This is a genomic window from Ruminococcus sp. (assembly GCF_017549005.1).
Taxonomy (GTDB): domain Bacteria; phylum Bacillota; class Clostridia; order Oscillospirales; family Ruminococcaceae; genus Ruminococcus.
This window is the reverse complement of sequence record NZ_JAFYYT010000056.1, coordinates 1-25,821: the sequence shown is the minus strand read 5'-3', so window position 1 is coordinate 25,821 and position 25,821 is coordinate 1. Positions and strand designations below refer to the sequence as shown.

23 protein-coding genes are annotated in these 25,821 nt (G+C 39.7%); all 23 read left to right on the top strand.

Features of this window, described 5'->3' with window-relative positions:
- Nucleotides 1-13: 13 nt before the first annotated feature.
- Entirely contained in the window at nt 14-967 is a 954-nt protein-coding gene (locus IKW96_RS14125) for a dockerin type I domain-containing protein (protein ID WP_296576357.1), read from the top strand.
- Nucleotides 968-1,085: 118 nt separating this feature from the next.
- Nucleotides 1,086-1,223, top strand: a complete 138-nt coding sequence (gene scfA, locus IKW96_RS14120) for a six-cysteine ranthipeptide SCIFF (protein WP_019679123.1) — start codon at nt 1,086-1,088, stop codon at nt 1,221-1,223.
- Nucleotides 1,224-1,293: 70 nt separating this feature from the next.
- The gene (gene scfB, locus IKW96_RS14115) at nt 1,294-2,661 is read left to right on the top strand and encodes a thioether cross-link-forming SCIFF peptide maturase (RefSeq protein ID WP_296576354.1); all 1,368 of its coding nucleotides are present in this window, start codon (nt 1,294-1,296) and stop codon (nt 2,659-2,661) included.
- 42 nt (nt 2,662-2,703) lie between these two features.
- On the top strand, nt 2,704-3,495 hold the full coding sequence (locus IKW96_RS14110; RefSeq protein ID WP_296576351.1) for a helix-turn-helix transcriptional regulator: 792 nt from the start codon (nt 2,704-2,706) through the stop codon (nt 3,493-3,495).
- A 271-nt stretch (nt 3,496-3,766) separates the two neighbouring features.
- Complete coding sequence (locus IKW96_RS14105) at nt 3,767-4,825, top strand: D-alanyl-D-alanine carboxypeptidase family protein (RefSeq protein WP_296576346.1); 1,059 nt, start codon at nt 3,767-3,769, stop codon at nt 4,823-4,825.
- A 54-nt stretch (nt 4,826-4,879) separates the two neighbouring features.
- Entirely contained in the window at nt 4,880-6,529 is a 1,650-nt protein-coding gene (locus IKW96_RS14100) for an ABC transporter substrate-binding protein (protein WP_296576341.1), read from the top strand.
- 24 nt (nt 6,530-6,553) lie between these two features.
- On the top strand, nt 6,554-6,871 hold the full coding sequence (locus tag IKW96_RS14095; protein WP_296576337.1) for a hypothetical protein: 318 nt from the start codon (nt 6,554-6,556) through the stop codon (nt 6,869-6,871).
- Nucleotides 6,872-7,210: 339 nt separating this feature from the next.
- Nucleotides 7,211-8,254 (top strand): site-specific integrase, encoded by a 1,044-nt coding sequence (locus IKW96_RS14090; RefSeq protein ID WP_296576334.1) that lies wholly within the window; start codon nt 7,211-7,213, stop codon nt 8,252-8,254.
- Nucleotides 8,255-8,433: 179 nt separating this feature from the next.
- On the top strand, nt 8,434-9,111 hold the full coding sequence (locus IKW96_RS14085) for a ParA family protein (protein WP_296576331.1): 678 nt from the start codon (nt 8,434-8,436) through the stop codon (nt 9,109-9,111).
- A complete protein-coding gene (locus IKW96_RS14080; RefSeq protein ID WP_296576327.1) occupies nt 9,111-10,136 on the top strand; it encodes a ParB/RepB/Spo0J family partition protein in 1,026 nt (341 codons plus the stop codon). The genes IKW96_RS14085 and IKW96_RS14080 overlap by 1 nt, the downstream gene beginning before the upstream one ends.
- A 205-nt stretch (nt 10,137-10,341) precedes the next feature.
- The gene (locus tag IKW96_RS14075) at nt 10,342-11,388 is read left to right on the top strand and encodes a Fic family protein (RefSeq protein ID WP_296576324.1); all 1,047 of its coding nucleotides are present in this window, start codon (nt 10,342-10,344) and stop codon (nt 11,386-11,388) included.
- A gap of 240 nt (nt 11,389-11,628) precedes the next feature.
- Nucleotides 11,629-11,910: a hypothetical protein gene (locus tag IKW96_RS14070; protein WP_296576322.1), complete on the top strand. Its 282-nt coding sequence runs from the start codon at nt 11,629-11,631 to the stop codon at nt 11,908-11,910.
- A gap of 152 nt (nt 11,911-12,062) precedes the next feature.
- The gene (locus IKW96_RS14065; RefSeq protein ID WP_296576320.1) at nt 12,063-15,374 is read left to right on the top strand and encodes a dockerin type I domain-containing protein; all 3,312 of its coding nucleotides are present in this window, start codon (nt 12,063-12,065) and stop codon (nt 15,372-15,374) included.
- A 147-nt stretch (nt 15,375-15,521) separates the two neighbouring features.
- Nucleotides 15,522-15,920, top strand: a complete 399-nt coding sequence (locus tag IKW96_RS14060; protein ID WP_296576318.1) for a single-stranded DNA-binding protein — start codon at nt 15,522-15,524, stop codon at nt 15,918-15,920.
- A gap of 75 nt (nt 15,921-15,995) precedes the next feature.
- Nucleotides 15,996-16,235 carry a hypothetical protein gene (locus IKW96_RS14055; RefSeq protein WP_296576313.1) on the top strand — a complete coding sequence of 80 codons (240 nt, stop codon included), beginning with the start codon at nt 15,996-15,998 and terminating at the stop codon, nt 16,233-16,235.
- A gap of 64 nt (nt 16,236-16,299) precedes the next feature.
- On the top strand, nt 16,300-18,222 hold the full coding sequence (locus IKW96_RS14050) for a hypothetical protein (protein ID WP_296576311.1): 1,923 nt from the start codon (nt 16,300-16,302) through the stop codon (nt 18,220-18,222).
- Between the two features lie 3 nt (nt 18,223-18,225).
- Complete coding sequence (locus tag IKW96_RS14045) at nt 18,226-20,787, top strand: VirD4-like conjugal transfer protein, CD1115 family (protein ID WP_296576306.1); 2,562 nt, start codon at nt 18,226-18,228, stop codon at nt 20,785-20,787.
- A gap of 30 nt (nt 20,788-20,817) precedes the next feature.
- Nucleotides 20,818-21,297, top strand: a complete 480-nt coding sequence (locus IKW96_RS14040; protein ID WP_296576304.1) for a hypothetical protein — start codon at nt 20,818-20,820, stop codon at nt 21,295-21,297.
- Between the two features lie 63 nt (nt 21,298-21,360).
- The gene (locus IKW96_RS14035) at nt 21,361-21,855 is read left to right on the top strand and encodes a hypothetical protein (protein ID WP_296576301.1); all 495 of its coding nucleotides are present in this window, start codon (nt 21,361-21,363) and stop codon (nt 21,853-21,855) included.
- A gap of 12 nt (nt 21,856-21,867) precedes the next feature.
- Entirely contained in the window at nt 21,868-23,034 is a 1,167-nt protein-coding gene (locus IKW96_RS14030) for a hypothetical protein (RefSeq protein WP_296576298.1), read from the top strand.
- 25 nt (nt 23,035-23,059) lie between these two features.
- Entirely contained in the window at nt 23,060-23,470 is a 411-nt protein-coding gene (locus IKW96_RS14025) for a PrgI family protein (RefSeq protein ID WP_296576295.1), read from the top strand.
- The gene (locus IKW96_RS14020; RefSeq protein ID WP_296576293.1) at nt 23,467-24,906 is read left to right on the top strand and encodes a hypothetical protein; all 1,440 of its coding nucleotides are present in this window, start codon (nt 23,467-23,469) and stop codon (nt 24,904-24,906) included. The genes IKW96_RS14025 and IKW96_RS14020 overlap by 4 nt, the downstream gene beginning before the upstream one ends.
- A 4-nt stretch (nt 24,907-24,910) precedes the next feature.
- Nucleotides 24,911-25,705, top strand: a complete 795-nt coding sequence (locus tag IKW96_RS14015) for a helicase-related protein (RefSeq protein ID WP_296576290.1) — start codon at nt 24,911-24,913, stop codon at nt 25,703-25,705.
- Nucleotides 25,706-25,821: the final 116 nt, after the last annotated feature.

The window sequence follows — 25,821 nt, the reverse complement described above, 5'->3', positions numbered from 1 at the left end:
AAGGAGTAAATCTATGAAAATCAAAACGCTTATGAGCCTTGCCGCAGCTGCGGCGCTCGTCGTTCCGTCAGCGGGTATTACTGCTAACGGCGCAGCCGGACTCTATGTTTTCGGCGATGTAAACGGCGACGGCACGGTGGACGCAACGGATGCTTCTTCTGTCCTTGCTGCATATGCGTCAGTGTCATCGGGACAGGAAAGTCCCCTTTACACCTATCAGGAATCAGCCGCTGATATAAACGGTGACAACATCATCGACGCAGTGGACGCTTCCATGATACTTTCCTATTATGCTTACGTTTCGGTAAGCGATGAGGGAGCTATATTCACAGACTTCCTCGAACAGCACGGCATCAAACAGAAAAATGACGAAAACAGCGGAGCTCAGGAAACGGCGACTCCGGAAGCCGGCATATCAGACGTCCAGCAGCCTCTTGTGAATGGCGGAGCAGAGTACACTCTTCCGCGTATCGACAGTGAGTATGCGGATATGTTCTGGATAGGAGACTCACGTACAGTGGGACTGTCCTATAATGTTGCCATTGATTATCTCGGAGAGATCGGAGTAGGCATAGCACTGCTCAACCGCAATCATGACAGTATCTGTCAGATCCGCAATAAAACAGTCATTTTTAACCTTGGTGTAAACGATCTGCACAACAGCCGTGCATATCTCAATTGGTACAATAGTCTGCCTGACGAATTCCTTGATAACAACAAGGTGATCGTCTTGTCAGTTAATCCGTGCAGCGGCTCATACGAGAGGCTCAATTCGGGCATTGAAGAGTTCAACAGCACTGTAAGGGACGGTCTGGACAGCAGGATCACTTTCCTCGATTCATACGGATTCCTTCAGTGGAACGGCTTCTCAACATCTGACGGTCTGCACTATACATCGGGCACCTATATCAGTATCTACAATTTCGTCAATGACGCTATAAACAATGAAAGCGCAGCGGAGGAGTAAGATATAGGTAAAAAAGTAAATTATTTTTGATAACTATTGCATTGTACTTCAAAGTATGATATAATGTTAATCAGTAATTTACGGCACGAGCCGTATCATTCCTATGGAGGGTTAAAAAATGAAACATATCAAGACTATCAATAAGGCTAATCTCAAGGAATCCGCTCAGAAGGGCGGCTGCGGCAAGTGCCAGGCTTCATGCCAGTCAGCTTGCAAGACTTCATGCACAGTTGCTAATCAGAAGTGCGAGAGATAAGCTGAACACTAAGTTTAGTCGAGGCAGTATGAAAATGCTGCCTCATATTTTTTGAATAGAGGTTTTTTACATGATCCATAAATATAAGCTTAACGGGCTTAATATCGTACTTGACGTCAACAGCGGCGGCGTCCATCTTGTGGACGAGCTTACATACGACCTTCTCGATAACGTTGAGCCGCCCTTTGAAGCTGAATGTCCGCAGAATGTGGTGGACAAGCTCTCAAAGTCGTACTCCCCCGAGGATATCAGGGACTGCTACAGCGAGATCGTGGAGCTCTACAACGACAAGATACTCTTCTCTGAGGACGATTACGAGAAGTACGCTCAGTACTCCGTGGCTTCTCCCATAAAGGCAATGTGCCTCAATATCGCTCACGATTGTCAGCTGCGCTGCAAGTACTGCTTCGCTTCCACAGGCGATTTCGGCAAGGGAAGAAAGCTCATGTCCTTTGAGACAGGCAAGCACGCTATCGACTTCCTCCTGGAAAACTCGGGAGACCGCCCCAACCTTGAACTTGATTTCTTCGGCGGCGAGCCCCTGATGAACTTCGGCGTGGTAAAGCAGGTAGTCGAGTACGCAAGAAGCCGCGAAAAGGAATATAATAAGAAGTTTCGCTTCACTATCACTACGAACGGACTCCTCCTCGATGATGAGAAGATAGATTTCATCAACCGTGAGATGTCAAACGTAGTACTTTCTATCGACGGCCGAAAGGAAGTCAACGACTATTTCCGCGTATTGCCCAACGGTCAGGGCTGCTATGATATCATCATGCCCAAGTACAAGAAGCTCGTTGCAGGCAGAGGCGATAAGGAATACTATGTAAGAGGTACTTTCACCAACAAGAACCTCGATTTCTCAAACGACGTTTTTGCCCTCAATGAGGCAGGCTTCGACCAGATATCCGTAGAGCCCGTTGTGGGCGACGACGATATCTACGCACTTACCGAAAAGGATCTTCCTGCTGTTTTTGCGGAGTACGAAAAGCTTGCGCTGAAGCTCCTCGAAAATGAGAAGAAGGGCAGGAAGTTCAATTTCTTCCACTTCATGCTCGACCTCGACCAGGGGCCCTGCGCTATAAAGAGACTCAGGGGCTGCGGCTGCGGAAACGACTATGTTGCTATCACCCCCGACGGAGATATCTTCCCGTGTCACCAGTTCGTGGGTATCGACGAGTACAAAATGGGCAATATAGACGATGGTACCTTCAATCAGGAAATGAAAGCCGATTTTGCAAAGGCTCATGTTTATTCCAAGCCCGACTGCCGCGAGTGCTGGGCGAAGTTCTATTGCAGCGGCGGCTGCAATGCCAATAATTACCAGTATATGGGCGATATAAGAACAGCTCACAAGATATCATGTCAGCTCGAAAAGAAGCGCCTGGAGTGCGCTATCATGATGAAGGCTGTGAAAATGGCGGATTCGGCGGAGTAATCGGCGCATAAGTGTTTTTATCTGAACGGCAGGGGGGATACTATGAAGATAAACCGCATACAGCTCAATTGCAGGCGCAGCAGCGCTCTCGGCGGAGAAATGGGTGCCGACCCTGTACTGCTGCTTTTCAGGTCTCCCGTTGAGTACATCGAAAACGGCACTGTCAAGCGTACCATCGGCGCTTCTGCGGCGCTCCTCACCAGCGGTTACAAGCAGAGTTTCCGGCCTGTGAAGGGCAACCCACTGCGGTATGACATAGTAAGCTTCAGGACATCTGCTGCCGACAGACAGTATATTGCTTCAATGAACCTCAAGCAGGACGCTCCCGTGGAGCTTGATGACGATTTCGTAATATCGGGCGCTCTCCGCTCGATGCAGTCCCAGTCCATGCACAGGGGAAAGCATTTCAGTGAATTTATGGAGCTTTCCATGCGACTGATATTCATAGCTATGAGCGACGCCTCAGAGTGCGTCGAGCAGTCTCCCGAGGAAAAGATACCTCACTATGCAAAGCTGAAAAAGCTGCGCGACTCGATTTACGAGGACCCTGTGAATACATGGTCCGTTGATGAAATGTGCGGCGAGCTGCACATAAGCAAGACTTACTTCCACCGCCTGTATTTTGCAGCTTTCGGCGTGACCTGCCGTCAGGACGTCATAGAGAGCCGCCTTATCTTTGCGGCTGAAATGCTCAGGAATACGGAGAATACCGTTACGGAGATAGCGGAGCTCTGCGGCTATGACAGCGAATCCTACTTCATGAGACAGTTCAAGATGCACAAGGGATGTACTCCCACAGAGTACAGAAGAAGAGCCAAGACCACAGAAGAATAGCCTTTCAATTGTGGACATTTGTGTTTTGTTAGTATACAATGTGCAAATTTCAATAAAAAATTAGTGCAAAAAATAAAAAAAACACTTTACAAGTACAAAAAGTTGTGATATAATACTAAGTGTGAACAAATTTTGACTATACAGTCGAAGGACAACTAAACTTAGAGATAGACCGCCATACGCGCGGAACACAGATGCACGAAGGAGCTGTATATAAAAATTCTGCAGCTTCCGATCTGATCGAATATTCTTTAAGGAGCGATTTCTTTTTATGAATAACGGAGATAAGCGCAGAAACCGCAAGAGGGACAGATCGTCAAAGCGCTATAAAGTAAGATACGATCGTCTTGTTGCGGCAGTCCTCGTCCTTGTAGTACTCATTGTGGTGCTTGCTTCATGCGCCCATGCCTGCTCGGATAAGGACAAGGATAAAAACTCCGCTAATAAAAAACAGGCGACCAGCGCCAATAATACACAGCAGTCATCCATTATTGACGACCTTGTTACAAGCAGCGAGACAAGTTCGCTCATTACAGGTACTCCCGACGGTCAGAAGCCTTCGGAGTCCCAGTACGTAAACGAGAAATTCAAGGCAGAGGATATCCACAGAGGTGACCTCGTCCTTGTAAATTTAGATAATGAGTATAAATTCCCCGAGGACGACATTGAGCTCGTCAGCGTATATGAAAATATCACAGGCGAGTATTACCACGTTTCAGACCTCAATCAGAAGCTTCACAAGCCTGTCCTCGACCAGCTCACAGCTCTCATGAAGAGCTTCTATGAGGCTGAAAACAATTCTGATATCTATGTTATAGGCACTTACCGCTCAAAGGGCAATCAGGATGACATTTACTGGAGCGGTAGATCACAGTTCCAGAGCGGTTATTCCGATTACCATACGGGCAGGAGCTTCGATATAGGCATATTCCCCACAGACGGCTCTATGACAGGCTATTATTCGCCAAGAGGCGTTTACGGATATGTGGACGAGCACGCTGCCGAGTACGGCTTTATCGTAAGATTCCCCGAGGGTAAGGAGACATTTACCCACGAGCAGGCAAGGACCTATACATATAGATACGTGGGAGTTCCCCACGCTGTCTACATGAAGCAGAACAATCTCTGCCTGGAAGAGTATATCGACGCTCTCAAGGGGCATAATAACGAAAATCCTCTTGAGGTGGCTGCAAATAAGAAGCTTTATCAGATATACTACGTTCCCGCAAATAAAACAGGCGATACGGAGGTACCGCTCCCGTCAAACAAGACCTATTCCGTTTCGGGAAACAACGTCGACGGCTTTATCGTGACCGTCACTATGAACTAAAGCATTCTATGTCCCCCTGCATGGGGGACATATTTTGGTTATAGGAGAAACAGAATGAAGAATAAAAGAAAAGCTGTCATGCTGGCTGCTGTGCTGCTTATGAGCAGCCTTGCCGGCTGCGGAGGCAATGATGACAAAAGAGGCAGCGGTGCAGGTCATATGTACAGCGCCGCGCTTGAATACAATCCCAAAAGTCTCGATCCACAGTTTGCCAACGACCCCTCGTCTGCAACTGTAATAAAAAATATGTACAGCGGTCTTGTGATGAAGGACGGCAGCGGCAATATCGTCTGCTGTAATGCTTCGGACTACAGCGTTTCCGACGACGGCCGTGAGTATACCTTTCATCTGCGTGATGACAATTACTGGTTCTTTGACAAGAATGAGAATGACAAGATAGATGAGGACGAGTATTTCCCCGTTGTGGCTGCGGACTACGTTTTCGCCCTCAGGAGGATACTTGACCCGAATATGCATTCCCCCTACGCAAAGGACTTCATGTGTATCAGAAACAGCCGGTATGTTGTTGACGGAAGCGGTACGGTAAACGGTCTCGGAGCATGGGCTGAGGACGACCGCACCCTTGTGATAGACCTCGACAAGCCCTGCGCGGAGTTCCTTGCGCTTATGACAACTCCTGCGGCTTTCCCATGCAATGAGGAGTTTTTCCAGTCCACTAAGGGCAGATACGGGCTCGATGACAGGTCCGTTATGTCGAATGGACCGTTCTTTGTGCGTCAGTGGTTCTTTGACCCCTACGGAAGCAATAATATACTCTATATGCGTAAGAACGAGGTCAACGAGAACGATAATTACAGCGTTCTGCCGACGTTTGTAAGCTTTTCCATAGAGGACGGCGAGGAGGAGGTACGTCAGCGCTTTAAGGCGAAGGAGGCGGAGTGCTTCACCACTATGAAGGTCGGCGGCTATAACCCGAGGAAGTACAGCATTATCGGGCAGAAAGCCATTACTCTCGGACTGGTCTTCAATCCAGAGGATAAAATATACTCGAATCCAAACATAAGGAAGGCTATAGCCCTTGCAGCGGACAGGAACGCTATCCGCGACGAGAACAGCGGAGATATTTCCCCTGCATACGGCATAATACCGCCTGCAACAGACCTTTTCGGCAGAAGCTACCGTGAGCTCGTCTCCGATAAGCAGTTCGACGTTTTCGATACGAGAGCGGCGGCGGAGCTCCTTGCAAAGGCGAAGGCAGAGCTCAATATAAACTCGGTGGAGAGCGTGAAGATAATCGTGGACTCGAATACCATTGACTCGAGGTATCTGCACCAGCTTTCCCAGAGCTGGCAGGATAGTCTCGGAATTTATATAGGTATCGAGGACCTTACTTCTGCGGAGTTTAGCAGGAGACTGGCTGACGGCGAGTACAGCATAGCTCTTTACCCGCTCAAGGCGGACTTCAACAGCGGTATCGCGGTAATGAACGAGTTTGATACAGTGGAATGCCTTAAAAACGCTGTAAACGGTATGAGCTGCGCGGAAAAAATACTGCAATGCCCGTCGGCAGAGGAGCTTGTCAACAGGTACAGTCAGCAGGAAAAGGATATACTTGACCAGTTCGGTTTTATCCCGCTGTTTTATAAGAGTTCCTACCTTGTCGCGGACGAGGATAACGAGGATATAATCTACGACGCTTTTACGGGCTCTGTGGATTATCGTGTGGCTAAGAATTACAGTTAACGCCGGAGCAGTAAGGAGTAGATCATGGAAGATATAAAGCACAGCTTGAAAGCCTTTGCTGATGAGCATAAGATAACCGAAAGGACATGGGAGAATTTTTGGTATAACTTCGATAGCTATATCACTGAGGACAGGGAAGAAGCGCTGAAATACGGCATAACAGATAAGGATTCCATAATTCCTGAGTTCTTTTCCCTGGCGTATAAGATATTCCATGATGACAGCGAAATGATAGTTGCAACGATAAGGATGTATGATAAGGAATATCGCTATTTAGGCTATTATGACGACCTGTTTGACATGAACGGCGAAGGCGTGGATGATTTTTTCGTGATCGAATGATCTGTATTAAAGTAAGAAAAGCTCTCCGTGAGGAGAGCTTTTTAGCTGTATTATAAATTGAGCCCGACAGCTTGCTGTCGGGCTTTTGGTTGGGGTGGAAGGATTTGAAGGGAGGGTAGCCACCCCCTCTTCAAACGATCCCAGCCGAAATTATTGTTCAAAACGACTAATAATATATGACAAATTATATCATATTTGCCAAATTAAATCAAGTACTTTTTTGAAAAAAGTCTGATATTTGCTGAAACTTTAAGTGTTTAGTCAATATCAGGCTTTTTTATTATATGCTATAATTTTCAAGGGGTATTCCCCGAATAAATGACATTTTGGAGGTACACTATGAAAAAGAAGGCAAAAAAAGAGCAAGATGTACTAGAGTATATGCGAAGCATCAGCAATATTCCACGCTATGAACCTATGAAGACAACGCTGATAGAATGGTGCGAATATTGGTTGTCAACGAGAGCCAACAATTTAAAGGACTCAACACGCAGTTCATATGAATACGTAATAAACAATCACTTCAAGCGAGTTTTCAAAGATATGAAACTTGAAGATCTGACAGCTGATGATGTCCAATTATTTATTAATAGTTTGATAATAGGCTATCAGATACCAGAGCCGTTAAATGCTAAAACAATAAAAAACATTCATGGTGTTTTACATAAAGCGTTAAGTGTAGCAGTTACACAGGGATGCGTGCCATTTAATGCTGCTCAGGGAACTGTGTTACCTAATATCGAAAGGACACCACCTACTCCCTTAACGGATGCACAAATTATAAAATTCTTTGAAAGGATTAAATATCACGAAAAGAGGGATATATTTATATTTGCGCTTTTAACAGGGTTAAGAGAGTCTGAAATAATTGGATTAACAGTCAATTGTTTCGATAAAGAAGAACATACTCTGAAAGTATACCGTCAATGCGTATATAATGACAGAAAGCATATTTATGAATTCACATCATTAAAAAACAGCAAAATGCGTGTGCTGAGTCTTACTCAACAGGCATATGACATTCTGAATAAGTATTGCGTAAATCAAGGAACAGAAGATTTTATTTTTAAAAATCGCAATGGAAGGCATTTTACGCCGGCAGCCATATATAATTCGTTTAAGAAGGTTATGAGATCAATAGGTTGCCCTAATGTTAGATTCCATGATTTACGTCATACACACGCTGTTTTATCACTAAAAGCAGGAATGGACATTAAAACACTCCAATATAATATGGGGCATTATTCAGCTGCTTTTACGCTTGATGTATATGGGCATTGTTTGGATGAAATGCGTATTCATGGTGCTGAGCAGCTAAGTAATTATATGAATAGATTTGAAGTTGCTACAAGTAGCAACGATAATGAAAACAATAATAAGTGAAGCTACGTTGTTACAAATAACAACGTAAACGGTTATTATCCCCTATGAGGGATATAACATCACGGACGGTGGTTGCAAACACAATAGGGCAGTTGAGCCTTCTCTGCCCTGTCCCGTGATTATATATGTAAAAGAAGGTAAAAAATATAACGCACATAAGTGCAGAAAGAAGGCTCGTTATGAATAAGACAAGAAGAATAGGCGTTTATAACAACAAAGGTGGCGTTGCAAAGACCACCTCAATCATCAATCTTGCGTATGCTTTTGCAAAAAAAGGCAAGCGCATACTTGTCGTGGACTGCGATAATCAGGAGAATTGTTTCTCATTTTTCTTTTCAAATCAGTCCTCAAAGGAAGTATTTGATACAGAATATGACGGTATTCTGCACACAACATGGCAGAAATATGTTTCAATGGAAGTTGCTACTTGTAACAACGACTATGATTATATCCTGTTTGACCTTCCCCCAGCTTTGAGCGATGAAGTCAAGCAGATAATACAGCACCTTGATGAGGTATATGTGCCTACAATGCTTGGTGAATTTGAGATACAGGGCTTAAAAAAGGTTACAGATGAAATCAATAATCAGGGAACGAAGCTCGGAGGTATCTTTGTTACTATGTTTCAGGCAAAGAACGATAAGGAGCTTATTGAGGAATTCCGCTCGGTACTCAAAAATCGCCTTATGAATACAGTTATTCCCTTTTCTACCACTGTTCGTGAGTCTCAGAAAGCCGGGCTTCCGATAGAAGCGTACTTCATTGAAAGAAATGTACCGCAAATCGGCACATCATGGAAGATAGTCAATGCGTATAACAGTCTGGCAGACGAAATACTTAAGGAGGTTGAAGCATAATGAGAAAGAGTATGTTGGATAACTTAAAAACAGTCGTATCAAATACACTTACCGATGATATAAAGATGATAGATATTAATGAACTGCATGAGTCGGCTGATAATTTCTTTGTTGTAGAGAATATAGAGCAATTCGCTCAGACTATCCTCGGTCAAGGAGGCGTTAAGGACAACCTTATTGTAAAACCTCTTGAAACTGGCGGTTATGAAATCATTAGTGGTCATAGACGCAGAGCTGCGGTTCAGTATCTTCTTGATAATGGAGAGAACATAGCCCGTGTTCTCCCCTGTCTTGTTCAGGACTATGCAAATGAAGATGATAAAATGCTTGACCTTATCCTTATGAATGTTTCAGCAAGACAAATCTCCGATCAAGAGCTTTGGAGAGCTTATGAAACACTCGATAAAATTATAAAAGATAAAAAGGATAAAGGCGAATACTATGGCAGACTTCGTGATGATATTGCAAAAACACTTGGTGTTTCGGCTTCACAGGTAGGAAAAATGCAGAATGTTGACAAAAATGCAATTGAGCCTGTAAAAGAAGCTGTTGCAAGCGGTGAACTAACAATCAGTACCGCTAATGAGATAGCAAAGCTTGATAAAGAAGAACAGAGCAAAATTACAGATCTCAGCAAGGTGCAGCCAAAGGATATAAAAAGGAAAGACGTTGCTACAAGTAGCAACGATAAGAAAGATGCTGCCAACAAAAGAGCGGTTGACACAAATAACAACGAAATTGATGATATTGTTACAAGTAGCAACGATGATACAAGCATTGACGATGAACCAGAGCTTCAAGCTAAACTAAAAGAAGCAGCGATACGTCTCAGCGCAGCAACAGAAGTTGCTACAAGTAGCAACGACGACAAGTATACTTCAAATGCTATGAAAGGTTATATAATGCTTGCAGCTGAGGAAGCTTCTTTTTCAAAAGAGCAGATTAATGCACTCTTAGGCGGAATGATGAAAGCTCTTTCCAGCTACGATAAGACAGCAGCTGAGGACAAGTATCTTTCGAGATAGAACAGTATAATAAAATACCCCATATTGTACTAATATCGAAAGATTATCGAATAAAACATTCCAAGGCTTTATATCTGCATGATTATAATGTCCACTAAAAATGTATAAAGCACTAATCTTAGGGTATTATATTATTATTCCCTTACATATTGACTTTTCCCTTATTTTGAGGTATAATTTAAGGGAAACAGAAAGGAGTTGAAATATGAGACAGTTTAATTATTCTGAACTAAGAAATCAAAAATGGGATTCTGAGATTGTTGGTCTCATTGCTGCCATATATAAAGAAGTCGGTAAACAGGAATTGTTTTTGAAACAACGTCCAGATGATCTTGAAAAACTTGTAGAGATTGCCAAAGTTCAAAGTACTGAAGCTTCTAATGCAATTGAAGGCATTGTAACAACAAATACTCGACTAAAACAACTCGTTGAGGAAAAAACGACACCAAAAAACCGTAATGAACAAGAAATTGCAGGTTATCGTGATGCTTTAAATATAATTCATGAGAGTTTTGATGCTATCCCGATATCTCAAAATTATATTTTACAGCTTCATAAGATAATGTATAGCCATCTGAATAATCCAATGGCAGGACGTACCAAAAGTGTTCAGAATTATATAAGTGCTACTTATCCTGATGGCAGAACAGAAACACTTTTTACTCCGCTTGCTCCTTATGAAACACCCGCTGCACTTGACAGTATTTGTGACGAGTACAATCGTGTTATCGGTAATATGGAAGTTGAGCCGCTTATAGCAATACCTATTTTTATACATGATTTTCTTTGTATTCATCCTTTTAACGATGGTAATGGCAGAATGAGCCGTTTGCTAACAACACTTCTGCTATACCGTAACGGTTTTTATGTAGGAAAATATATATCTCTTGAAGCAAAGATAGCGAAGAATAAGGACTTGTATTATGATGCGTTAAGTCAAGCTCAAAATGGTTGGCACGAAGGTAAAGAAGATAGTTTACCGTTTATAAAATATTTACTTGGCACCATTCTTTCTGCGTATAAAGATTTTGAAGAACGCTTTTCTCTTGTTGAAGTAAAGCTAACAGCTTTAGAAATGGTCAGACGTGCCACACAAACAAGAATTGGCAGATTCAACAAGCAAGATATTCGAGAACTCTGCCCTTCTTTAAGTTTGAGTTCGGTTGAAGGTGCATTAAGAAAACTGGTTGAAACAGGTGAATTAAAGAGAGAAGGACAGGGAAAGCTTACTTGTTATTATAGAATAAACTGATTCCCTTACGCTCAAGTTGTTTCCCTTAAAAACTTGCCAAGAATAAGGGGAACTTTCTGCTGAGAGACAATATAGCAATTTGAAACCTCCACGAAAATGTGGAGGTTTTATTGTATCCATTTTTAATAAAGTTCGTTGCTACTTGTAGCAACGATATAACATGGGCATTGTTTAAACATACTGAACCTTCGGTATGCTTGATAGAGTGCTTATGCACAAATAAAAAAAGGAGGAAAAGTTATGACGGACACTGAAAGAAGCAATGGTATGAAAGTTCTCAAAGAAATCGAAGCTGTAATACAGGAAGTTGAGAAGCGTGTCAATATGAAAATATTAGCTCATGCATATATGATTATTGACGAAAAATCCGCAAAAGTCTGTTTCATAGGATATAACGAGATTAACTACGAAATACCGTATCACATCTTCATGGCTATTCCCCAGAAACGCATAATTATCGAAGTCATAAGAGCATTGACTATTGAGTTTAACGACTACGGACAAGAGGGGTGCTACAAGTAGCAACTTTGATTTCTATTTAGATATCATACTTAATTGTGATATGGATATGGCAGAATGTGCACATTATAAGCACTTCCATAGCAATTAACAGCTTGATTTTTAGTTGATACTGTAGTATAATTAATAAGTATATTTTTTTAAGGAGGATAATGATGAACCTAAACAAGCTTATAGCGGCTGTATTGTCGCTATCGTTTGTAGCAGGGGCAACTACAAACATTAACAACTATGCTCCACACTACTCAGTTAAAGCAAATGCGGAAGTTGATACGGCGATTGTAACTACTATAGCGGCTACTACCACAACTGTAACAACTACCAAAGCTGTTGCTACCACAACTACAAAAGCAGATGTAACTACTGTTTCAACAACAAAGGCAGCAGCTACCACAACCAAAGCAGCTGTAACTACTACAGTGAAAGCGCCTGTAACAAGTACTACTGCTGCTGTAACTAAAACTGCGAAATCTGCGACATCAACCACATCTGTTGTAACTTCTATTACTTCAAGTACAACAACTCCTGTTGCCAAGGACATTATTTCTGGTGATGTTAATAATGATGGTAGAATAGATGCGATTGATGCTTCTACTATACTTGCGCACTATGCACTTATTTCAACAAATAAGAAGGGTATTTTAACTGAAGCTCAGATAAAAAGCGCAGATATAAATAATGACGGAGTAGTCAATGCTGTTGATGCGTCAACTGTTCTTGCTATTTATGCAGCAAATTCTGTTAAAGCTGTAAAGCCGTCAGTACAGAATAATCCGATTCACGATTTTTCTATGGATTATAATATTGATCTTACTAGTCCGACTTGGGAATATTGTGAGAAAGATCCTGTAACAAAGGAAATGGTTTATTACTGTGACAAATTTGGTGGAGATTATAAAATGGATGAATTCTTTCCAAATGAGAAAGAACTTAAAGAAAAGTTTGAACAGGATAAGTTTGGCAATCTGAGCGATTACAGATGTGTCGCAACAATTGTTTTAAATCCCAAAAAAGATGAAAATATAGTAGGTACTCGAGAAGTAACTCTTTATCATGTATTTGTAGACAATGATATTACTGAATTAAAAGGGCAGTGGACAAATGAAAATGACAAAAAAGGCATATATTTTAACCCCACATATTTAAAAACGTTTTGTTATAAAAGGTCGCATATATATAATTATGATAAAAATCACGTAATTACAAGTGAATCAGAAAGTGATGAATGGTCGCTTTCTTCTATAAATAGTGTTACACAAGGTTATGCTATCTATACCAATATTCCTATAGTTATAAATGAAGGCACTGAAAAAGATGGTACTAAAAAAGATGATACCGTTTTAACGCCAAATAAAGAGGTTCCTCTTGAAAAAATCAAAAATGTTCAGCTCATTGATGATTCTGGCGCAAAAAGCATTAAACTAGATAATTATAGTTCTTACTCCAAAACATTTACTGTGCCAGATTGGTATGATATTGATTTGAGAAATCCAGCATGGGAACCTTATGAGGAAGTTAAAGATAAAGATTCTGAAATAAAGAAAAAAATCTTTTACTGTGATAAATTCGGCGGCGATTTTAAAATGGACAAGATTTTTCCGAGTGATGAACTGCTTAATAATGCGCTATCTTTGAAGGATGGAGGAAGAGATAAGTACAAATGTGTTGCAACTATTGTGCATAACAGTAGTCATAGTCGAGGTGTTTATAATCACCAAATGAGTCTTGAACATTTTTTTGTAAAAACAGATGATTTCAAAGATAATGACATTGTATTGAAAGGATATTGGGATGATTCCACTAAAAAGAGCTTTAGAATAGCAAACATAACTTATGAATGTTATTTATGTGGAAATAGCATTGAAAGAAATAGAGATAACGACGGAGGATGGAAAAGTTCCAGTGTAAATATAGGCGTAGGTAGTGGATCTGCGATTTATACTAATGTTCCTATAATTATGAACGATGGTACAATTATTGAACCATATTTCATGTATGGTGATATAAACGATGACGGTGTAATAGATATTGAAGATGCGCGTATGATCGTTGATTTCCTCAATGGGGATATTGAATTACCTGATGACAGAGCGAGAAAAGCCGCTGATGCAAATCGTGACGGTGTTGTTGATGAAAAGGATATCACGGCTTTAGAAGAGCATATAAACGGTAAGAAGCCTATTAACGACAGTAATATAATCAATAATGATAATGATAGCGATTCTGATGGGCTGACTGACCTTGAAGAATATAAGCTTGGAACAAATCGTTTCAATCCTGATACAGACGGCGATGGCTTGACCGATAAAGAGGAAAAAGATAAAGGAACAAAACCACTTAATCCTGATACTGATGGAGATTATCTTAATGATGGCATTGATCCTGATCCACTTACTGTTCAACCAATACAAATAGATGACAGTACATTGAATGACAATGTTGACTGGGCAGGTTGGGATGTTATTGAGTCCGATTATCCAACAGATGGCAGGTTAGGAACGATACGTGTAGGAGAAGGATCAAAATACAAGAATTACTATGAGTTTGTAAGAAAAGTTAATTATAATTTTGAGTTTGTAATCGAACCCACAAAAAATTCTGATTATGAAATAACTATGAGTGATTCAAGCATGGATGCCTATTTTATACGAGTTTACGAAATTGATGAAAAAGGTAATGAACGCAAAGAAATAGAACCGTATTCAATAACTATTGATAATAAAACATTAATTTCAAAACTAAGTTTAGAATCTGGAAAAAAATATATAATACGTATGTTAAATTATAATGATTGTGATAAAGGCGAATTTGCGGTAAGAATATCTCAGGATAACTGGGTTTATGCACCACATGGTGGAGCTGTTAATCAATATACAGATGATTCTATGCCTATTTATATGGTGTATTTACCTGAAGATACAGTTAAAGATTGGATTTGGTTAGATAATCTCGAAAAAAAGATTAATAATAGTCAACTTTATACCGTTGAGGAAGGCGAAGAACACTATCGACAATATATAGCAGATGAGATGTATCACAAATTTTACAAAGAAGTTTATGAAGATATTAATGTTATGGATAAGATAGGAGATTTTGCATCAATTACTGGGCTTTTATTATTGCCATTTGGGGAAGCGGAAAGTGTAATTGCGATAATAAGTGGAGGAGCTACATTATTAGGTGGCGTACCGGTATTATTAACTGCTCTCACAGAACCATCGTCTGACCTTCTAAAAGGTTATGCTAATAATTTTAAGGAAACTGCAGAAATTTCCGCAACTACAGCTATTCGTCAACATCATTATTCTTTCTGTATTTCTGGTTATTTAATTTCAAATGAAGGGTATTATTCTATATTGGCAAGTAGCTGTACATACTGGCAAGATTATTATTTTAATAAGTATTATAACGGTGAAAGATATGCTGTTGAGGTGTTCGAAAAAATGACAACAGGTTCACTAAAATAAAAAAGTTTCGTATATATATAAGCTTCGGCATTTTACCGAAGCTTTTCCTTTGTAATAAATGTTGATACAATTCTAATAATAGTGAATATTGTATACGTTGCTACAAGTAGCAACGCTAATAAAATTATAAAAACGGAGGAATGAGTTATGAACAAGGCAATTATTATGGGTAGACTATCCGCTGATCCTGAACTCAGAAAAACAGAGAGTGGCATTTCAACGTGTCGTTTCACTGTTGCCGTTCAGGAGGACTATAAGAACAAGGATGGTTCAAGAGACGTTGACTTCATCAACTGCAAAGCATGGCGTTCTACTGCGGAATATGTAAGTAGGTATTTCAAGAAAGGCAGCAGAATAGCTGTAATCGGTAAGAATAAGTGTGACGTTTACGAAAAGAACGGTGAAAAGCAGTATTACAACTATGTCAAGGCTGAAAGTGTCGAATTTGCTGGATACAACAAGTCTACATCTGGCACAACAGATGATGCAGACAGGGATTTTCCAGCAGAGTTTGATGAAATAATATGTGAGAATTCGCCTTTCTAATGATACTTGACTTCATAGGGCTGATATGATATAATTTGTTTAAAAATAAATTCTATTTTTCAAGGAGGTATTTAAATGAAAAGCAATATGGGTAAACAAATCAAAGATGTTGGCACTCTCTTTATAGTAATAGGCGTATTTTTTGCCCTTGCTGTTATATATGTATTAACATTTGGAGACTCGTCTGGTCTTGGGCACTTAATTGCAGATCATTTCTTTTTCGTCACTGTTGGCGGTCTGCTTTGTTTCTTAATAGGAATTATAGTCCGCAGCATAGGCAGAACGAAAGAAGAAAAATCAAAAGAACAAAAGTGAATACATAAAAAACCTTTAGTATGAATGCTAAAGGTTTTTTTATACCCATTTGGAGGTGATCATAATGAATATGAGTGATGATGTGGCTGGAGCTGTTGTACAAGTATCAGCTAAAGGAGTAGAGGAAGCAGCTCATGTTACCAACTCTGTAATTGAAGCTATATATAAGCTGCTTCATCATCTGGCTGAACGTGACAAAGAAAAAAGGCGGCAGAAAACTGACGTAACAAACAAAGAAATTACCGAATTAAAAAACGGTAAGGTTACAATAAAGGACTTAACAACACATTGCAGAAATACAGGAGAACAGCTTGTTACATCGGAAATAGGAATAACAAAAGAAGATATGCACTACATAACTTCCAAAGCTAAAAGCTATGGAATTCCTATTGCTTTCAGAAATGAAAAAGGAAAAGACAATATTTATGCCCTTGTAAGAAAGAGCGATGTTCCGATACTGAAACAAATATCAACTGAGAATATGAAAGAAAAGCTTGCGACAAGACCACAGGAGCTTGCAAACTTCAAGTGTAAAGAATGGGAGATACCGTTTATTAACGCAGAGCTTACACGGCTCGATCTATCGGCTCAGTTTGCTAAAACCAAAAGTGGGGAGTTCCTTGCACTATACGAAGGAAAGGACGCGAAAGCTATAGAAATCGCACGTTCTGAATTTGTACGCAAAGCTCATGAAATTGAGAGAAGCCTTGAGTTTTCAAAGGATAATGAAGGGTTCTTTACTATAAAGGATAAATTATCTGGTAATGCCTGTTCGTTTGACGATACACCAAACAAAAAGTTTGTCTCTCGTGAATTACAGAAAAGTTTTGGCTTTGATAAAAACAAAGCCGATATAGCAGCACAGAAGTTTGGAAATGAACTGCTTGTAGGAGATACTAAAACTCAGTATTTCCAAGATAATCCTGTTAACGATTTCTCCTATGTTTCACAGGTATCTTGGGATAAAGAAGATGTTCTTGCAAAGGCTTATGAATGCTATTATGTTACGCCAAAAGAGGACGGCATTTCCAGAGTTGTATATCATAAAGATGATGAAAGCTTTGCAATCCTCAATCCCCCACGTCAGACCAAAGCGAAAATGCGTAATATACTCGCCAAAGATCTTGGGATAACAGATGTTCATGAACAGGATGCTCTAATTACAAAGGCTGAGTATGTTTCAAAGGCAAACGCTAAATACAGGAATGTATTCGGTAATATAGAGGACATTCACATTCATAATGCCTCTTTCACCAAAGCTGCCTTTGATATGACAAATGCAGCAGTTGTTTCAGGTATGCTTCGGACTGATGATGACGGAAATACATATGCCAAAACACAGCCTATTGACAGTGTATCAACCATAATAACAAGAAAAGGTGCAGACTCATTTGAAATCAAAAGCACAGCAATAGCAACGGAAACTGATAATAAAGGACAGCAGAACAGTGTATCACAAACGCAGCAGATTGTACTTTCTTTTGCAAACAAAAAAACTGCTCTGGAGGAAATAAAGGAGATGTACATATCTCAAGGTGTTCCTGAAGCAGCAGCAAAGGATATGGCAAAGAATGTATATCACAAAGCAGAACTGCAAAATGTAGCACCTGTGCTTGCAATCGAAAGAACAAAGGATGATATTCTTTCTTTTTCAAATGGTAATGATACATTTGAAGTCTCTGCCGTTGACCGTGAAGGTGCTATTGATGCTCTCGCTGAAGAATACGGAATATCCAAAGAAGAAGCCTCTGATATTATGGATAAGGCAGATGAACTCGTTGACACAAGTAGCAACGAAGAAACAGTCGTTGTTACAAGTAACAACGAAAGTGAAATAACTGCCAAAAACGGTCATGAGATGCATCCAGAGGGAAATATCCTGTCTGAAAATGCTGATAAGCTTTCATCTGCGGCAGATAAAACCGCTGACAGGATAGATGATATGACTGAAAAAGTAGAGGAAGTTTCGGCACGGGGAGGTAGATAATATATGTCAGCTCCTCGCCCAAAGCCACGTTTTACAAAAACAACAGTAATTATATATGTAATAATAGCACTGCTCACGGCGGTGCTATGTTCGTTATTAGGTTGTGCTATGGACTTTTCCGTTAGTATAAATGGAAAATTAGATTATACAAAAATGGGAATCGGCTTCAAAAGAGCTACTAATAACATACCATATATATTACATCATATTTCGGATAAAGACAGTAATGTATGTAAAATGACCTTTTTTGGTCTTTTATGCATGGCTGTCTTTGTTTTATACAAGTACGCAGCGACTCCAAAACGGTTGCACCGCAGAGGGCAAGAACACGGCTCTGCCAAGTGGGGCGATGAAAAAGAAATGAAGAGCCTTGCTGAAAAAGAGAAAAAGCCTGAATTCAAGCCTGTTCTTCGTGACGGGAAGAGAGTGTTTGACAGTAAGGGCAATTTCGTAGGCTTCACAATTGATAACAACATCATCATCGCTGACAAACTAAAGCTATCACTGAACACTTGGCAGCATAACCTTAATCTGAATATGTTCATAATCGGTGACTCAGGTTCAGGTAAAACAAGATACGTTGCAAAACCAAATATAATGCAACTCAACACAAGTTATGTTATCACTGATCCAAAGGGGGAAATACTTGCGGATACAGGTAAAATGCTTTTAGAGGCTGGATATAAGGTAAGAGTTTTTAATACTATCCAGATGAAGCATTCAAATAACTATAATCCGTTTCATTATGTATATGATCCTGAAGGTAAGCTGTCAACGCAAGATATTGTAAAAATGGTCGATGTGCTGTTCACGGCAACAAAGGTTGACGGAGAAAAAGAAGATTTCTGGTCGCAGAAAGGTAAATCCTTATTACAGGCTATCATATTCCTACTCTTTGAAGAAAGCGAATACAACGCTGAAAAGGACGATAACGGAAATATAATAGAGTCTACCCGTGATACAAGAAATCTTAATTTCTTTGCTGTTACAGAAAAAATGAGAAAACTTGTATATCCCACAAAAGGTAAAAAAGACGGTTTTACTATGCAGCGTGATGCCAATGAGACAGAAGAAGCATTTGATGAACGTCGTAATAAAGCTTTTCTTTGTGCGCTGGACAAGGACTTCATTGAACTTGAAAAAAGAAAACCTGACTGTCTGGCGGTGCGAATGTATAAGGAAGTCAGAAATGCTCCGGAGGAAACGGGACAATCATTCCTTTCTTCAGCAAATGTGAAGACATTCATGTACAACTTGGAAGAAGTACAGAATTTAAGCTGCTGTGATAATATTCATCTTGAAACTATCGGTGATGAAAAAACAGCTATATTCATCATAGTACCTGCGACAGATAAGACCTTTAATTTTATGGTATCTATGCTTTATACGCAGATGTTTGATGTTCTTTCAAACAGAGCAAACTTCAAGTACGGTGGTAAGCTTCCTGTCCATGTAAGATGTATCATGGACGAGTTTTGCAATATATCACAGATTCCAAACTTTGAAAGTGTTATTGCTTTCGTTCGTTCAATGGGAATGTCACTAAATGTCATTGTACAGACATTATCGCTTTTTAAATCCAAATATGAAAAGACATGGGAGGGTATTATCGGTTGTTGTAGTACTCTCTTATTTATTGGCGGTAATGAAGATACGACAAAAAAGTATATTTCCGAAAATCTCGGAAAAGAGACAATCGATGTTAAAGGTTCAAATCGTACCAAAGGACGGCAATCAAGCACATCTGAAAACAACAGTATTTTAGGTCGTGAGCTGCTGCAACCTAACGAAGTCGGTTCAATCCCTATTGATGAATGCTTGATAATAATGCGTTCTCACAATCCATTCCAGTGTAAAAAGTATCCTCTGGAAAAGCATCCAAATTATGTCTTTCTTGCTGACGCTGCTAAAACAGACGAAGAAAAGGCAGAAAGGACATTCCAAATCAGTTCAATTCATGCTGTTTCTATAAAAGAGATTAATATGGTTGCTACAAATAGCAACGATCAAAGCTCTGGCTCAGATAATAAAAGAGTCGTTGATACAAGTAACAACGAGAGGACAGACGTTGTTACAAGTAGCAACGATGAAAGTCCTGAATTTGAGTCAATAAATGAAACGGTATTGATTGATACAAACAGCTCTATATCACCTGATATTGATACTCTTACGCTTTTTGAAAGTCAAAAGATAAAGATCTACGGCGATGAAGAGCTTACAGACGAAGAAGTCGAATATGACAAAGTCAGCCTAACAATTGAAAGGTTTGACTTAGGAGAACCGATATGGGGAAAGGAGGAAACCAAAAGTGAATATCAGGAACAGATCACGCCCGATATGATTAATCCAGATGGTAGCATTGATGATACCGTTGCTACAAGTAGCAACGAAGATGCATCAGAAAGTCAACAGGATTATGAAGTACCTGAAATGGGAACTTCAACTATTGAGGAACTATCCTCAGAAGATATAAACGAAGCGGTTGTCACTTCAACTGAAAACCATACTATATCAGACGATGCTATGGAAGATGCAGACTTTGATATGGACGATCTATTTAGATAAAAACAATATTTATAATTGGAGGAAATTATTATGAAAAAGTTTTTTGTCCGTTTAACAACAATGATTATGGCAGTATTCACACTTGCTATTGTTGCAGCACTCCCTGTTACTGCATTTGCAGCTGATAATGAAAAGGCAGTAATTGTTGCTGATGAAGCAGCTCCTACATACACAGAACAGGAAGAAGTAATTTATGTTCAGGCTATGGCGAATACTTATGAAGAGCCAGTTATTCAGCAGCTTGGTAATCCACAGGGTGGTGGACAGCAGGGAGCTCCAAAGTCAGGTTCAGCAACTGCTGACTCAGCTTATGAAAACACAGTTGACTTCATTATAACATGGGTTCGCCGTGCTGGTGCTCTTGTAGCATTCTTCGGTATCATTATGCTCGCTTTAGGACTTAAACAACAGGATGTTGATGCAAAAGAAAGAGGTATCTGGGCAGCAATTGCTGGATTTGTAGTATTCGCCGTATGTGGAGCAGTCGATATGTTTGACTTGTTCTCATAATAATAAGCTTATATACTCTGCCCTTGTGAAAGCAAGGGCAGAACACCTTTAAAGGAGGTAAAAATGGAATTATTCTCACATTTTGCCGCTTTACTTCAAATACTTCCCAATCCGCCAGCAGGTACACCTAACGAACTTGCAGCAGATGGTATCACCTTCTTTTCTACATGGATAGCTCGTATAGGAGGTCTTGTAGCATTTGTTGGAGCTATCAAGCTTGCTCTTTCAATAAAGGACGATAATGCAAAAGAACAGATGTTAGCTGTTCTGGTAATGGTATCAGGTTTTATGATAAAAGCAGCCGTACAGGATTTAAGTATTTTCAATATACCTAAAACGTATTCAGAAGCAGCAGCTAATACCGAATTCCAATCAATACTAAGCTTTATAGGCAAATGGACAAGACGAGTCGGTGCATTTGGAATGTTTATGGGAGCAGTAATGATTGGTTTTTCAATGAAAAATCACGATGCTGGACAAAAAGTCACTGCACTAAGAACATTTTCATCGGGTGGAATAGTAGTTGCTGTATCGGCTATTCTAAGTACATTTGTGTAAAGGAGGGATATAATGCACGGTGTAATACCTTATCCTCAATATCAGAGACTTAAAAAGTTTCACAGAACTGTATTCATCATTATTATTGTATTTGGAGTGTTAGCAATAATAGCACCGCCGTTTGTGGCTCATGCAGACATATTTGGCTTTTATGTTCCAGATGTATACGAAGATATCACTGATAATGTAAATGAAACAAATAGCATTTTAGCAAAAGCATTTAAGTTCTCTCGAACATCTCCATACAGTGTAGTAAACAGTATCCCATTAACCTCACAAAGTCATGGTATTGCCATTGCAGTTCGTAATGCATCAAAAACTATGGCTCTTGTAGTTGCTACACTGTTATTAATGGTTGATTTTTTCCGTAAATCTATAAATTTTGAATGGTCATCAAAATGGGAAAATATCCTTATATTCCTGATAAAAATACTTGTAATAAAACAATTAGTTCAGAACGCTGATACTATCGTCGGATACATATATCAGATGTTCGACTCAATCAACAAAGCTGCAACCGAAACATCGGTCAATTATCTTCCAAATGGAAATACAAGCACATATACTGCTACTATAAAGCAAAGCTTTGTTAAACAGATCTCTAAGGGATGGTGGGATTATTGGTACGATAAGGGTGCTGATAATGTATATGACACATATACATATAAGATTTCGGCTGATGCTGTAAGAATGTTTTATCCTGATGCAGTTATTCCATCAACAACAAATTTTACATCAGTTGACTCGTTTGTAGATGCGTTTCCTTCACCAACTGAAAAAATCAATTTCTTCCCAACATGGGAAATGGCTAAACTACAGCCGCTGTTCCTTATAATGAAAGCAATTGCATATATAGTTTTTGTCATAGTTATAGGACGTGTATTTGAGCTTTCAATATATACGATATTTGCACCATTACCATTGGCAACATTTGCATCAGATACGACTCATGAAGTTGCAAAGAACTTCCTAAAAAACTATATAGCAACTGTAATACAGGTAGCTGTAATAGTTATGATGTTTATTGTTTATGCAGCAACAGATACTTACGTTGTCGGACAAATGGCTGCACAAGGCGGTACTAAGCTGAAACTTATCAATTTTATTATTCTTTGTGCATTAGGACTCGGAGTTATGCGGTCTGGTACATGGTCTAAGAAGATATGCGGCATAAATTGACACAAGTAACAACGGAGGTAAAACTATGTTAGAAGTAAAGATACCGATAGAAATACAGGGTTATAAATCCAAAGTCATAGCTGGTTTATCGCTGCGTCAGCTCATCGCTATCGGCGGAGCACTTATAACAGCTTTGCCGATTGGAGTATTAGGGCATAATCGCATTTCCTCAGATATATTACCGTGGTTCATAATTTTTGTTACTATACCATGGGTACTTTGGGGATTTATCACATTTCAAGGTATGAAATTTGAAGATTACATACGTTCATGGTTTGCATTTAATTTTCTTCCTCAGAAAAGAGTTTATGAAGATACCGATGGAAGCCTTTTACAAGCCTTACATGAAGAACTGCTTGAAGAAAGCATATTACAGCAGCGTATTGAAAATGGTGAATATGATGACGATCAGGAGGAGGGAAATAATTATATATGAGCTTATTCAAGAAAAAGAGTGACACAAGTGGTATAAAATCTGCTAAAGAACTTGATAAGGAAAGAGAAGCCAAATCAAAACATTCCAAGAAAGAAAGGAATAAGAAAGAAAAGCGTAAAATCAAGCGGACAACTATTCAGACTATGCCTTATGAGTGCTTTGTAAGTAACTATGTAATGCTTAATAAAACAGGAGTAAGGATTGGAAAGCAGACTGCGAACCTTTATTCCAAAACATATCTTGTTCCTGATATTAATTATTCATCTGTACCGATAGATAAACAGGAAGAACTTCAAGCTCTATATATTGAGCTGCTTAACGGATTTGATGATACAGTAAGTTTACAGGTTTCCATTCTGAACACTCAGATAAATAAAGAAGAATTTACTGAGAAAATACTTCTGAAAGACAAGAATGATGGTCTTGACAGTGAACGCCATGAGTTTAACGAGATACTCAACGATAAAATAATTCACAGTCAGAACGGTTTGAAGTGCCGTAAATTTTTTACTGTCACTGTTGCGGCAATAAACTTCGATACAGCTAACACAAGGTTCTTTAACATTGAGGCACACATGATAAATTGCTTAAATCGTATGGGAACTGAGCTTATACCTTTAACTGCCAATGACAGAGTCAGACTTATGGCTGATATACTCAGGGACGTTGATTGTAAGATATTGCCTTGTTCTCGTGATGAGTTTGCAAGAAAAGCCGAAAAGCAGCATTGTTGTCCTGAATACATGGAATTTAAGAAAGATTATTTTCTTTTCAATGAAAAGTTCGCACGATGCATAGCTATCCAGAAATATCCAGCATCCATAATAGATACGATTTTTAAAAATATCATAGAGCTTAATCAATCTATGATAATAACGGAAAACCTTGACTTTGTTGAGCAGTCGGAAGCCATTAGTCTGCTGCAAAGAAAGAACACCGATATGAAATATGAAGCTCTCACCAAGGTGAAAAGATCTTCCGAAGCAGCAAAAGGAGCTTTTGTTGATCCGATAGAAGGCTCTCAGCTCCAGAAAGATATGGCTGCTGCACAAGCTCTCCTTACAGATTTACAGGAAAGAAATGAAAAAATGCTGCGTGGACAGATAATTATCATGATTACAGCTGACAGTTATGAAGAACTTGAAAAGAATACCGATGCGCTGAAAATTACTCTCAGAAAGTTTCAGTTACAACCCATGAGGTGTGCTGGACTTCAGGAAGAAGCTTTTGACAGTGTACTTCCAGTAGGTAATGCTTCATCTGTTGATAAGGAGAAGAATTTACAGATAAGAAGGACTCTTTCTTCATCGGCAACTGCTGGCTTCATGCCTTTCAATGCAAAGGAACTGCTTCATGAAGGTGGCTTATACTACGGACAGAATAAAATGACACAGAACCTTATTATATTTGACCGTAGAAAGCTTGTAAATAGCTAACGGTGTGAAGGAAGATGAAATAATTTTTGCTCCGAAATCCGATGCAAAGAACAGAGCAGAAATATTCAGAGACATCAATGAAGCTAAGTATCGTGTAGTCATTGCAAGCACGGGAACGCTCGGAACTGGAGCAAACATTCAGAAAAATCTGTATGCGCTGCATCATCTGGATATACCTTGGAGACCAAGCGACTTCGAGCAACGCGAGGGAAGAATTGTCCGTCAGGGCAACCTCAATGATGAAGTTGAGATATTCAATTACGTTACAAAAGGTACTCTCGATAGCTACTTGTATCAGGGCGTGACGGATAAGGCAAGAGGAATCGCACAGCTCTGGAATGACACTTGTATCAGCAGAACATCAGAGGACATTGACGAAAAGGTTCTTACATTTGGAGAACTTGAAGCAGCAGCGGAAGGTAATCCGAAGCTGAGACAGTATTCAGAATTAAAGAACAAGATAGATGAATTACAAGTCGTTCGTGCTGAGTACAATCGTGAAACTACAAGAGTTGAACGCAGAATAAAGGAGCTGCCTGAGACGATTGAAGCTAAGAAATCATTGATAGCAGCTGCGAAAAATGACTCGAACACTGCTAAGAAAATGCAGCACAATGGTAAGCTCGAAGAACTCAAACTCATCACTCACGATAACAGAACACTTACAGAACGTAAGCATATCAACAGTTATCTTGCAAAGCAGATATTCATCGAAACGCTGACGTTCTGCCCAATGGAGTATTTCAGTTATGAGAAAATTGACCGCAACACAAATGAGTCTATCCTAAAATTTGTGTAAACCTCCAAAGTAGTGTATAATAGAAGAGACACTACTTCGGAGGTTTTAATTATGAGCAGAAGGCGAAGAAACGAAACAGATGAGCAGCGTGCAAGAAGAGAGCTAATAAGCGATTT